Source organism: Bacteroides faecichinchillae JCM 17102, assembly GCF_000614145.1.
In the GTDB taxonomy this organism is placed as follows: domain Bacteria; phylum Bacteroidota; class Bacteroidia; order Bacteroidales; family Bacteroidaceae; genus Bacteroides; species Bacteroides faecichinchillae.
This window is the reverse complement of sequence record NZ_BAKK01000001.1, coordinates 44,352-57,922: the sequence shown is the minus strand read 5'-3', so window position 1 is coordinate 57,922 and position 13,571 is coordinate 44,352. Positions and strand designations below refer to the sequence as shown.

Genomic DNA, 13,571 nt, shown 5'->3' with positions numbered 1-13,571 from the left:
ATCGTATATTTGCCCGATTAATATTAAATCATTATTTTAAAATATGAGGCAAATAAATCTATTTATGATGTCAGCAGCAATGTTGTTAGCAGCCTGTGGTGAAAATAAAGAAACAGGCAAAACAGATCAGGTGCTTATCGGGAAATCGGATATTAAAATTGAAGGAAAACGCATGACTCCTGAAGTACTTTGGTCAATGGGACGTATCGGTGGGCTTTCCGTATCACCCGACGGCAAGAAAATTGCGTATACGGTAGCTTACTACAGCGTGCCGGAAAACAAAAGTAATCGCGAAGTTTTTGTAATGAACGCAGATGGTAGCGATAACCAGCAAATCACGCACACTCCTTATCAGGAGAATGAAGTTACCTGGATTAAAGGAGGAAGTAAACTTGCATTTCTGAGTAACGACCATGGAAGCAGCCAACTTTATGAAATGAATCCGGATGGTAGTGAACGTAAACAACTAACCAATTACAATGGAGACATCGAGGGATACTCCATTTCTCCGGATGGTAAGAAGATTCTTTTTATCTCTCAAGTAAAAATTAAGGAAAGTACAGCTGAAAAATATCCGGATCTTCCTAAAGCTACGGGAATCATTATCACCGATTTAATGTACAAACATTGGGATGAATGGGTGACAACCGCACCACATCCTTTTATTGCTGACCTTGACAACAAAGGGCTCTCTAATATCGTAGACATTCTGGAAGGCGAACCATACGAAAGTCCGATGAAACCATGGGGCGGCATTGAACAATTGGCATGGAACACAACATCAGATAAAGTAGCATATACGTGTCGAAAAAAGACAGGCCTGGAATATGCAGTCTCTACCAACTCGGACATCTATATCTATGATTTAAAAACAAAGGAAACAAAAAATATCACTGAAGAAAATAAAGGATACGACACAAATCCACAATATTCTCCGGACGGTAAATATATCGCATGGCAAAGCATGGAACGTGACGGTTATGAAGCAGACCTGAACCGTTTGTTCATCATGAATCTGGAAACGGGTGAAAAACGTTTTGTTAGTAAAGCATTTGAATCGAATGTGGATGCTTTTGTATGGAGTGCAGACGCTAAGAGCATTTATTTCACGGGGGTATGGCATGGAGAAACTCAAATCTATGCGCTCAACCTGACAAATGACTCTGTAAAAGCTGTTACTTCGGGAATGTATGATTATGAAGGAGTTGCGCTTTTCGGTGATAAACTAATCGCCAAACGTCATTCTATCAGCATGGGTGATGAAATTTATGCAGTCGCACTAGACGGTGCTACTACCCAACTGACACAAGAAAATAAACAAATCTACGACCAGCTAGAAATGGGTAAAGTGGAAGGTCGATGGATGAAAACAACTGACGGTAAAGACATGCTAACATGGGTCATTTATCCTCCTCAGTTCGACCCTAATAAGAAGTATCCTACCTTATTATTCTGTGAAGGCGGTCCTCAAAGTCCTGTCAGCCAATTCTGGTCTTATCGTTGGAATTTCCAGATTATGGCTGCCAACGACTATATTATTGTTGCTCCAAACCGTCGTGGATTACCGGGATTTGGTGTTGAATGGAACGAACAGATCAGCGGTGACTATGGTGGGCAGTGCATGAAAGATTATTTCACTGCTATTGATGAAATGGCTAAGGAATCGTATGTAGACAAAGACCGTTTGGGATGTGTGGGAGCTAGCTTCGGTGGTTTCTCTGTATATTGGTTAGCCGGACATCATGACAAACGTTTCAAGACATTTATTGCTCACGACGGAATCTTCAATATGGAAATGCAATACCTCGAAACCGAAGAAAAATGGTTTGCAAACTGGGATATGGAGGTGCTTATTGGGAAAAACAAAATCCAATAGCACAACGTACCTTTGCTAATTCTCCACACCAGTTTGTAGACAAATGGGATACTCCTATTCTTTGCATCCATGGAGAGAAAGATTATCGTATTTTAGCTAATCAGGCAATGGCAGCTTTTGATGCTGCTGTAATGCGTGGTGTACCGGCTGAGTTGTTAATTTATCCAGATGAAAATCACTGGGTACTGAAACCGCAGAATGGAATTCTATGGCAACGTACTTTCTTTGAATGGCTGGACAAATGGCTGAAAACGGAAGATAATCAACCAGAATAATAAATAAAAATGTCCTATACATTTGTATAACCTACAATACAACAAAAGACGGAATTTTATTTGAATTCCGTCTTTTATAACATAATTAAACTCCTTTTTATTTTCCAGGTCTGCTTGGAATCTTCTCAAAATAGCTTTTATACGTTTCATATCCAATTTAGGAGTACGATTATAATAATAAACCCCATTCTTTTCTTGTTCTACGTCTGTTAATTGTGTATAACAGAATCCCCAAACATGTTTTGAATCTATTATTGCATCAATCTGTCCCTCAAGGCGTTTGTAGAATTCCTCTTCATTAGCAGGCATTCCGCCATATCCCCATGAATTCTTACGGTCTTTTTCTGCCATCCAAGGAATACCACCAAACTCATCTAACATATAAGGCTGGCCCTCATACACCGCCAGAAAATCTTTATCTCTAGTATTACGGTACGGTTCTTTACCTTCTTCGAACTTCAACTGCTCAGTCAGTTTTGCACGATCTTGCTCGTAATTATGAACACTCCAAATATCTGTCAAAACGTGATTATCACCACTAGCGTCATTTATAGGACGAGTCGGATCAATCCCTTTAGTAATATGATATACATCTTTTACCAGACGCACATAAGCATTTTGTCCACCACCCCATGTTTCGTTAAACGGAGTCCAAGTCACCAATGAAGGATGATTACGATCGCGCAGTACAACCTCAGACCATTCTCCGATAAAGTTACGAGCAGCAAGTTCTTTATTTACATCTAACACCCAACTTGCAGATTCTCCCCAAGTGATATATCCTAGCTTATCTGCCCAATAATAATATCTCTCTTCAAATACTTTCTGATGTAAACGGGCACCGTTGAAACCTGCCTCTTTACCTAATACAATATCATTCTTTAAAGCTTCGTCGCTCGGAGCAGTCCAAATTCCATCAGGATAATAACCTTGGTCTAGTACAAGACGTTGATAATAAGGCTCGTTATTCAAATAGAATATACCATTCGCTGTATGCACTTTACGCATACCAACATATGATTTTACTTCATCAATAACATTCCCCTTAGCATCTTTTACACGATAAACGACATCATAAAGGAAAGGAGTCTCTGGTGTCCAAAGATTCATATTCTTCATCGGAAGAACAACTACTGAACCATTACAACTGCTAACTTCTTTCTTTGCAACAGTTTTCTTACCATCCAATACCGTCACTTCCAATGTTCCGTCATTTGATTCCTGATAAAATTCAGGTAAAATAACCAGTTGTTTCTGATCGATATCAGGACGTGCAAAAACATTCTTCAGTCCGTTAGGAGCTACGGCTTCCATCCATACAGTCTGCCAGATACCTGTCACACGTGTATAGGAACAACCTCCTGAGAAGTAATTTGTACATTGCTTACCACCAGTCTGTTCACCCGAACGCAAATCGTCCTTCACAAAAACTACTAGATTATGAGTTTGACCAGGTTTTACATAACGTGTTAGATCAATAGAGAACGATGAACTACCTCCAAAATGACGAGCGATAAACTTTTTATCAATAAAGATCTCTGCACAATAATCTACAGCACCAAAATTCAAAAAGATCTTCTTTCCATTCCAATTTGCCGGTATCGTCAAAGGACGCTGATACCACATCTGATTAATAAAATCAGTATGTTCAACGCCTGAAAGTTTACTTTCTGGGCAGAAAGGTACAATAATGTTGTTCTTGAATTTATCAGTTTCCTGTAATTTCCTATCTTTCCCCGAATTTCCAAAATCAAATTCATAAGTCCAAATACCATTCAAATTTACCCAATCCGCGCGTTCAAATTGTGGGCGGGGATATTCCGGACGAGGAACGTCTGCTGAAAATACATTCCACACGTTCATCAGAGCCAATAAAGCTACTACAAAAAGTTTTTTCATGTTTTCTTTTTATTATATGGTTTACAAAAATTATTTTAATCTACTTTGCATAAATAAGACTTCATTGATAGTTTTCAATACTGCAAATATTGGAAAAATATAGAAAAACGAAGAGAAATATTTATTCAAATAATGACAGAATCAGACCAAACTGACTACAACAAGCTATTTTGTAGGCAGTTTGCAGATAGATTTATGATATTTAATGTCTCATTCAGATCTTAATTATAGATCAATCCTCACAATTTTAACGAGAATAAATATTCTTAATTTCTATAATATATATCTTATGAAAACCACCATGTACTCCTCCGTACCATTTTTCTAAAGATTCTTTATCTAGAAAACATTCAGGTTTGAGACCATCAGCATATAGTTTTTTACATTCTAATGTCAAACGGGATTGCTCAAAAAGTACATTCCCCTGTTCAGTAAATACAGGCCTTAAACCTGTTTCTTTCACCTTATCAATATTCCGTCCCGACTCAGAACCACAAATAGCATGTATTTTCTTATTTTCTTCACCTAAGAAGGAAAGTGTCAGAAACTCATTCTTTTCTATAAATTCGTAGGTATAGCGTTCAGGACGAATAAAAACAAAAGCAACTGGTTTATTCCATAACCAACCAATACCACCCCAGCTTGCAGTCATTGTATTAAATTTCTCTTCTGTTCCGGCTGTCACCAGCATCCACTCTTTTCCGATAGATTCGAAAAAGTTATCCGATAATTCTTTTATTTCTAATTTCTTCATCTCTTTATATACTATTAGTTCTTACTTGTTCATATTCCAATAATCTATTTCTTTTTATGTAATTTCACAATCTGTCCCAAATATGGAATTTCTATCCGTATCTTCCGCTTCTTAGCTTCAGCTGCAAAAACTTTAGGTGGATCATGAAGCGGTTCATCTGATAAATCAAAAGTACCATAATGCATCGGAATGGTGAGCCCCGCCTGCATTTCTTCAGCAGCCGTCAACGATTCGCAAGGTGAAATATGATTAGGTCGCATAAACCAACGAGGCTTATAAGCACCAATTCCCAATAGTGCATAATCCGGTGCTCCAAAAAGCTCTGGAATTTCCTGAAAATGTTTAGAATATCCGGTATCTCCGCTATAGTAAAGTGAAATGCCATCGCCCTGTAACATGAAAGCTCCCCAGAGACGTTGTCCACCATCTCGTACAGAGCGTTTACTCCAATGTTGTGCAGGAAGAAAAGTTATTTTCAGAGCCTCGTCTTCAAGTTGCTGATACCATGCAGCTTCAATTACTTCCATTTCCGGAAACCATTTTTTTAGCAATTCTCCTGTCCCTAATCCACAAAATAGTTTCATCTGAGGATTATTTTTCAATAACCTCGTTATGCTTTGTTTATCCAAGTGATCGAAATGATCATGACTAACCAACAAATAATCGATTCCTGTAAATATATCAGGGTTGGCAGGAAAATCACTTTTTCTCTTCACAAATGGAATACTCCCAAAAACCGGATCAAACATTACTCTCTTTCCTGCCAATTGAAGAAAAAAGGAATTATGTCCCAGCCATATTAATGAATCTCCTACAACAGCATCCAACGAACGAAGATAACATACCTTCGGATCCCATTTCACTGTTTTCTTCTCTTTCCGTTGAGGATTTGGAGATAAACGCCATTTTAGCACACTTCCCATACCAGGACGGAAACGGTGTTGTCGATTAAAAAAACGCCCACGTACCATCGGATTTCCTCTCCAATAAGGATTAACGGTAGCCAAACGCTCGTTTCTTCTGAAACATATATGTTCACCCATATTTTATTCTCTTGAATATGTTCATTACAAACATAACAAAAAATGTGCCCCGGACACACAAACAGGACACATTTTAAGGCATATTTAATATTGCAAGGTATCTATTCGAATCGTATCTTTATTATTATAAACTGTATCTACCATAGTATCTGATTTTTCATAACGTATATACCGATGTGTTTCTGTCCTCCTGATACTTGGTATAAAAAAGAATATAGGTACCAACAATAAACAGAACAACCAGATGAGCAATAAAGAAACTCTTAACCTTTTAGACATCGCAGTCCAATTGAATATGGAACGGAAGATGGTATGTACCAATGCAAATAGTGGGATACCAAAGAATAAAATCAATACAATCCAAGCAACAAATGTCCAAGGTGAATTCCAGGCGATAGTCAAATCCAATCCTGGTATTACAGCAGGCAATGTACCAAAAAGCATTCCTCCCAATCCAAGCAAAAGAGCAATAATTCCTATTAAAGCAACTACTAAAACGATGGCTGCAATCAACAGGAAAGGGCATATGGCAATTGCCAAAATGACTAATACAAGCTTAAAGAAGAAAGCGACCACAGAAAGAAAAATATCAACTGCTTTCTGTAAAAAGGAACGAGGTGTACCTGAATTTACATAATCGTTTACTCCATTCGATACACGTTCAAAACCGTCAGTTACAGTCTTACCGATATTCTCTACCGTCACCGCTTGTCCACGCATACTCAATTTTTCTGCTGCTGTACGTGCTTCGGGAATAACAATCCAAGCAATCAAATAAAAGATAATTACCGGACAATAGGGAATAAAAACTAATATCACCATTAATATACGTACTAACGTAATATCCCATCCCAAATATGCTGCCAAACCGGCAGCAACTCCACCGAGCATTTTCTCGTCCGGATCTCGATATAATCGACGATGCGCTGTTTCACTTTGATTAGATGCATCACTTCCGGAATTCCCTGTCTGCTGTGAATTCTTTTGAGACTCATTATATTCTGAATTATCTTCAAAATCTTCTGGCTTTCCCATACGCGAAATAACCTCTTCCACATCAGAAATTGTAATTACCTGTTTGCTTAAAGTCACCTTTTCAGAAAACAATTCAGCAATACGATTCTCCATATCGTTCACAATTTCTTCTGCTCCCTGTTGTTTACGGAAGTGCAAACGAATATTATTTAAATAATTGTCCAACAAATTATAGGCATCTTCATCAATATGATAAACGGTTCCACCCAAATTAACAGTTAATGTCTTTTTCATCCTATTTCTTTTTCAATTTATCTATTAGCAATATGATTCACAGTCTCATTCAGTTCCTTCCACGAAAGTTCTAGTTCGCCAAGAAAAGCTTCTCCTTTCTCTGTTAGCTTATAATACTTACGTGGTGGCCCTTGGGTAGACTCCACCCATTCATAACTTAACAAATCATCATTTTTCAGACGAGTAAGCAGTGGATATAGAGTGCCTTCCACTACAATCAACTGTGCTTCTTTCAGTTTCTGAATAATATCCGAAGCATAGGCAGGTTCTTTATGGAGTAACAGCATAATGCAATACTCTAATAGACCTTTTCGCATCTGAGATTTTACATTGTCTACATTCATAACAGATCTTTTTGATGTAACAAATATATGTATTACTTTAGTACTATGTATTACAAAGTACTATAATTTAACAATAATTAATCAATTAAACAGTAATCACCTTATTATAAAAAGAAATAATATCTATATTTGTATCCTGTAAAACTACAAATTAAGTACGATAATATGTTTACCATTCGAAAAGCAACAGTTAGCGATTGCAATTTAATCAATAAGATGGCTCAAAATGTTTTCCCTGCCACCTACAAAGAAATATTATCTTCTGAACAATTAAATTATATGATGGATTGGATGTACAGTCCTGAAAATATACGTAAACAGATAGAAGAAGAAGGGCATGTTTACTTTATTGCTTATGAAGGATGTGAACCATGTGGATATGTTTCGGTACAGCCTCAGGAGAATAATGTATTTCACTTACAAAAAATATATGTTCTGCCTAATTTCCAGAATGCTCATTGCGGTAGCTTCCTATTTAGAGAGGCTATTAAATACATTAAAAAAGTACATCCGAGCCCATGCTTGATGGAACTTAATGTGAACCGTAACAACAAAGCGCTAAAATTCTACGAACATATGGGAATGAAAAAACTACGTGAAGGAGATTTTCCGATCGGAAATGGATACTATATGAACGATTACATCATGGGATTGGAAATATAAAAGAAGCTTCTGTACTTCTCTTTTCTATTAACAGAAACTATTTTCTTAATAGAAAAAATATGCTAATAGATTATTTTTTCTTCTCAATAAAAAAATAAATCTTCTCAATGATTGATATTAAATATAACGGTCATTAAAAAATTCAGTTCGAAGATTATAAATGTATATCCCCGGTACATCTATTGTTGCTTTAATAAATATAGATGCACCGGGGTTTTTATTGAGTGTTATAACCAGAATTTTACTTAGCTACTCGCTCCAGCCATTTCACCATTGAAAGCATTAATATCATTGAAACGCCAGTAGCACCAACAAATACCAACCAACAAGCCCAAATCGGAACTGTTGTATATAGTATACCACCGATAAATACCAATAAATTACCTACTGCAGTTGCAGCCAACCAACATCCCTGCATCAATCCTTGCAAATGAGGAGGTGAAACTTTAGATACAAATGATAACCCTAATGGAGAAATACATAATTCAGCGACTGTAAGGATGAAATATAAACCAACCATAACCCATGGAGTAACACGAATTGCCTCTATTTCATTGGCACTCATAGTACCTAATACTTCTTTTGAAGGTAATGTGAACGAGAATACCATTAGGAATATATATGCCAATGAAGCAATCCCCATACCAATAGCAATTTTCATAGGAGTAGATGGTTCCTTATTTATTTTTTTCAAGGCTCCAAATAGCCACATGATAAATGGAGTAAGGAATACAACAAAGAAAGGATTAACACTTTGGAATATTTCAGCTCCCTTTATTTGGGTAAAGCCCAAATCGATATTAATAACGCTTAAATCAACATAATCACGAGCAAAATATGTCAAGGAATAACCGTTCTGATGGAAAGACATCCAGAAAAAGATCACAACGCCAAAAACTGCAAACAAAGCATATATACGTTGTTTGATTTCGGTTGCACTCATTGCTATTTCTTCTTTACTAACCGTTACATTACCACCCTTATTGACTACTACTTTCTTTGCAGGATCCGGAAAACGATTCTTATTCACTATATAAATTACTAATGAAATAATCATTGCAGCGATGGCAGCCATAAAAGCATATTGGAAACCACGATTAAACACATCAAGATAGTTATGTACAAATACATTCATATCTGTAACAGGAGTAGCATCTAAAACAGCTTTATTTGCCAATGTAGTTAAATTTTCCATAGCTTGTGGAGCCATTTCACTTCCTTTTTCCAGATATTGATGACACAACTCAGGCAAACTAGCATCGTAATCCAGATTATTCATCTGCAACCACCAGTTACGTACACCAATGGCAATAAATGGAGCAAAAACAGCACCTATATTAATAAACATATAAAATATCTGAAAACCAGAGTCGCGCAAGCTAGAATATTTTGGATCATCATACATCTGACCTACCAATGCTTGAAGATTGCCTTTAAACAAACCATTACCAAAAGCAATTACAAAAAGTCCCAGACAAGTTAATCCTAAATAAAGAGCCATATCAGGTACAGGTGTGGGAGTAGGAATAGCAATTATCAAATAGCCGACAGCCATTAATATCAGACCTATCAGAATAGTTCTTTTGAAGTTTCTCGTTTTATCGGCAATAATACCTCCTACCAAAGCTAAAATATAGATTAAAGCATAAAATACGGAATAAATGTATCCGGTAGTAATTTCGGACAACCCAAATTTTGCAGAGATAAACAGTGTTAAGATTGCCATCATGATATAGAAGCCAAAACGCTCTCCCATATTTGCCAATGCCGCACCAATCAAACCCTTAGGGTGTTTCTTGAACATAGATATAAGTTTTTTAATTAATAAATTGATTTTGTTTTTTATATTTTTTGCAAATATATACTTTTTCCGGAATTTACTCGATATACAACAGACAAACTTCTGCTTGTACCTCACGAATTAAATCATTCGGAGCTATTTTTATCTGCAATCCACGTATTCCTGCACTTACATAAATATACGAAAAGTCCCGGCAAGTTTCATGAATATAAGTCGGAAAGTGTTTCTTCATCCCAATAGGAGAACATCCTCCACGAATATATCCTGTCAATGGCAAAAGCTCTTTCACAGGAATTAGATCACACTTTTTATTTCCGGAAGCTTTCGCAGCTAATTTCAAATCAACCTCATGTTCTCCCGGAATAACACAAACAAAATAACCACTTTTATCTCCATGCAAAATTAGTGTTTTAAACACCTGTTCTATATTTTCTCCCAGGCTGGTAGCTACATGAATAGCACTTAGATCATTTTCGTCTACCTCATAAGGGATGAGTTCATAAGATATTTTAGCCTTATCCAGCAAACGGGCAGCATTGGTCTTATTAATTTTCATTCTTGTTCCTTTTCTTATTTTTTATTCGCAAAAATAATAAAGTTCGAACAATAAATTAGAAAAGAATGTATTAAATAAAAAATGAATGCACCGTTTCTTATTTATCAGCATATTCATTTTTTATTTATATATTATTTTTTAAGAAAGAAATATCATTAGGGCTTGTTCATATTGAAAAGTATGCCCTAGCTCATTCATATTCTCACTATCTGAATAGTCTTTCCCACTTATCATTTTTCATTTCTACTCCTTTATAATCATAAGGAAAGTTCCTCGCGAAGAAACTTTGGAGTATATCCTTTCTGACTTTTTGCAACTTCTTCAGGGGTTCCATAACTCAGGAGCTTCCCTCCTCCTTTACCACCTTCGGGGCCCATATCTATAATATAATCCGCCATTTTAATAACATCCAGATTATGTTCAATAACAATAACTGTATTTCCTTTATCAACTAACTTATTCAAGACCCCCATTAGAACACGAATATCTTCAAAATGCAATCCGGTTGTAGGTTCGTCCAATATGTATAATGTTTTACCAGTATCACGTTTAGACAGCTCAGTTGCCAACTTTACACGCTGACTTTCTCCACCAGACAGTGTAGTGGACGACTGCCCTAACTTAATATATCCCAATCCGACATCCTGCAACACTTTAATCTTATTCAGAATTTGTGGAACATTCTCAAAAAACTCCACTGCACGATTAATAGTCATATCCAGCACATCAGCAATAGATTTCCCTTTGAAACGTACTTCTAACGTTTCACGATTATAACGTTTACCATGACAAACCTCACAAGGCACATACACATCCGGCAAGAAGTTCATTTCAATCGTTTTATAACCATTTCCCGAGCAAGCTTCACAACGTCCGCCTACCACATTAAAAGAGAAACGCCCCGGTTTATACCCACGAATCTTTGCTTCTGGTAACCCGACAAACAAATTACGAATATCTGAAAATACACCTGTATAAGTAGCCGGATTAGAACGTGGAGTCCGCCCTAACGGAGATTGATCAACGTTTACAACTTTATCAATATTTTCTAATCCTTCAATAGAATCATATTCCAAAGGATCCTGCAAAGAACGATAGAATTTCTGCGAAAGAATAGGTTGCAAGGTCTCATTGATCAGCGTAGACTTGCCGCTTCCCGAAACTCCCGTTACACAAATTAATTTTCCCAAAGGAAATTCCACATCTACATTCTTTAGATTATTTCCTTTAGCCCCTTTCAACCACAGAGATTTTCCATTACCCTTCCTTCTCTTGACAGGAACTTCTATCTTCATCCTCCCATTCAAATATTGGGAAGTCATCGTATCAGTTTTCACCATCTCTTGCGGAGTTCCGGCAAATACGACTTCTCCACCCAAACGCCCAGCCTTTGGCCCCATATCAATGACATAGTCAGCTGCCAACATCATATCTTTGTCATGTTCCACCACAATGACAGAATTCCCCATATCACGAAGTTCTTTCAAAGAATTAATCAGACGCAAGTTGTCGCGCTGGTGCAAACCGATACTCGGCTCATCCAATATATAAAGTACATTAACTAACTGCGAACCAATTTGTGTAGCCAAACGGATACGCTGGCTTTCACCTCCCGAAAGACTTACCGAACTACGATTCAGAGCCAGATAATCCAATCCAACATCTAACAGGAATTTCAAACGGGTACGAATTTCTTTTAGAATTTCAGCTGCTATCTTTTTTTGTTTATCAGACAGAGACTCATCCACATTCATTAGCCAGTCATACAACTCGTTGATATCCATGTTAGCTAATTCATTAATATTCTTATTATGAATACGAAAATGAAGTGCCTCCTTATTCAGACGAGCACCTTTACATTCAGGACAAACAGTCGTCTTGGCAAACTGCTCCGCCCACTTCTGTGCTGTAGCCGAAGCATCTTTCTCCTGTAACATCTGAATGTACTTCACTACACCTTCATAGGTCACAAAATAATCAGAAGAAGTTCCAATCAGTGAACTCTTTATCTTAATCCGTTCATCAGAACCATATAAGATCTCATCAATCGCATCATCCGGCAATTCTTTCACAGGAGTTTTCAAATTTGATTCATATTTCTCCATTAGAGCTCCTATTTGCCAAAAAATCATCGCATTTTTATATTTACCCAATGGAGCAATCGCGCCTTCGTAAATAGACAAGTCCCGATCAGGAATCACCTTATCTATATCAATCTGACTAACGACACCCAATCCTTTACATTTCGGACATGCCCCCTGAGGAGAATTGAATGAGAAATTGTGAGGAGCCGGTTCACGATAAGACAGTCCTGTGACAGGACACATCAACCGTTTGCTATAGTGCCGAACACTTTCGGTCTGAGCATCCAGTATCATCAACAAACCATCTCCTTGCCGCATAGCAGTCGCCACACTTTGTTTCAACCGCTTATCATCTTTAACCGCAACTATCAGCTTATCTATCACAACCTCGATATCGTGATTTTTATAACGATCAAGTTTCATGCCATGTGTCACTTCACGCACTTCCCCATCTACACGTACATACAAGTACCCTTTCTTACGGACTTGTTCAAAAAGTTCCTTATAATGTCCTTTACGTGAACGAACTAATGGAGCAAGCAAATATATTTTCTTGCCTTTATAATCTTTCAGAATAAGATCCAATATCTGCTCTTCCGTATATTTCACCATCTTTTCCCCTGACAGATATGAATAGGCTATACCTGCACGGGCATAGAGTAAACGAAGATAATCATATATCTCCGTTGTAGTCCCCACCGTAGAACGTGGATTCTTATTCGTCGTTTTCTGTTCAATAGAAATTACAGGACTTAATCCTGTAATCTTATCTACATCCGGACGTTCCAAATTTCCCAGGAAATTACGTGCATACGCGGAAAAAGTCTCAATATAACGACGTTGTCCCTCTGCAAAAATTGTATCGAACGCGAGGGAAGACTTCCCACTTCCACTCAATCCGGTAATCACTGTCAAACTATTACGAGGAATCTCAGCATCAATATCTTTCAGGTTGTGTACCCGTGCACCATACACATTAATATATTCTGTTTCTTGCATATTCATCT

9 protein-coding genes and 1 pseudogene are annotated in these 13,571 nt (G+C 37.2%); 2 read left to right on the top strand and 8 right to left on the bottom strand.

What is annotated here, in order from left to right; translation table 11 throughout:
* Nucleotides 1-43 precede the first annotated feature (43 nt).
* Nucleotides 44-2,151 (top strand): annotated as a pseudogene (gene dpp5 / locus JCM17102_RS25535) (dipeptidyl-peptidase Dpp5).
* Here dpp5 and JCM17102_RS00205 read toward each other — a convergent pair.
* The 5 genes from JCM17102_RS00205 to JCM17102_RS00185 all read right to left on the bottom strand — a co-directional run bounded on the left by JCM17102_RS00205 (nt 2,083) and on the right by JCM17102_RS00185 (nt 7,460).
* Nucleotides 2,083-4,050, bottom strand: a complete 1,968-nt coding sequence (locus JCM17102_RS00205; RefSeq protein WP_025073501.1) for a glycoside hydrolase family 2 protein — start codon at nt 4,048-4,050, stop codon at nt 2,083-2,085. The pseudogene dpp5 and the gene JCM17102_RS00205 sit on opposite strands and share 69 nt — an antisense overlap.
* Before the next feature lie 247 nt (nt 4,051-4,297).
* Entirely contained in the window at nt 4,298-4,804 is a 507-nt protein-coding gene (locus JCM17102_RS00200) for a flavin reductase family protein (protein ID WP_025073500.1), read from the bottom strand.
* 44 nt (nt 4,805-4,848) lie between these two features.
* Entirely contained in the window at nt 4,849-5,847 is a 999-nt protein-coding gene (locus tag JCM17102_RS00195) for an MBL fold metallo-hydrolase (RefSeq protein ID WP_025073499.1), read from the bottom strand.
* Between the two features lie 84 nt (nt 5,848-5,931).
* Entirely contained in the window at nt 5,932-7,116 is a 1,185-nt protein-coding gene (locus JCM17102_RS00190; protein ID WP_025073498.1) for a PspC domain-containing protein, read from the bottom strand.
* A 17-nt stretch (nt 7,117-7,133) separates the two neighbouring features.
* Nucleotides 7,134-7,460 (bottom strand): PadR family transcriptional regulator, encoded by a 327-nt coding sequence (locus tag JCM17102_RS00185; RefSeq protein WP_025073497.1) that lies wholly within the window; start codon nt 7,458-7,460, stop codon nt 7,134-7,136.
* 165 nt (nt 7,461-7,625) lie between these two features.
* Between JCM17102_RS00185 and JCM17102_RS00180 the strand changes: the two genes are divergently transcribed.
* Nucleotides 7,626-8,123, top strand: a complete 498-nt coding sequence (locus JCM17102_RS00180; protein WP_025073496.1) for a GNAT family N-acetyltransferase — start codon at nt 7,626-7,628, stop codon at nt 8,121-8,123.
* A gap of 241 nt (nt 8,124-8,364) precedes the next feature.
* Here JCM17102_RS00180 and JCM17102_RS00175 read toward each other — a convergent pair whose 3' ends face one another.
* The 3 genes from JCM17102_RS00175 to uvrA form a co-directional block, all read right to left on the bottom strand.
* Nucleotides 8,365-9,927 (bottom strand): peptide MFS transporter, encoded by a 1,563-nt coding sequence (locus JCM17102_RS00175; RefSeq protein ID WP_025073495.1) that lies wholly within the window; start codon nt 9,925-9,927, stop codon nt 8,365-8,367.
* A gap of 73 nt (nt 9,928-10,000) precedes the next feature.
* Nucleotides 10,001-10,480, bottom strand: a complete 480-nt coding sequence (ybaK, locus tag JCM17102_RS00170; RefSeq protein WP_025073494.1) for a Cys-tRNA(Pro) deacylase — start codon at nt 10,478-10,480, stop codon at nt 10,001-10,003.
* Nucleotides 10,481-10,737: 257 nt separating this feature from the next.
* A complete protein-coding gene (gene uvrA, locus JCM17102_RS00165; RefSeq protein WP_025073493.1) occupies nt 10,738-13,563 on the bottom strand; it encodes an excinuclease ABC subunit UvrA in 2,826 nt (941 codons plus the stop codon).
* Between the last annotated feature and the right edge of the window lie 8 nt (nt 13,564-13,571).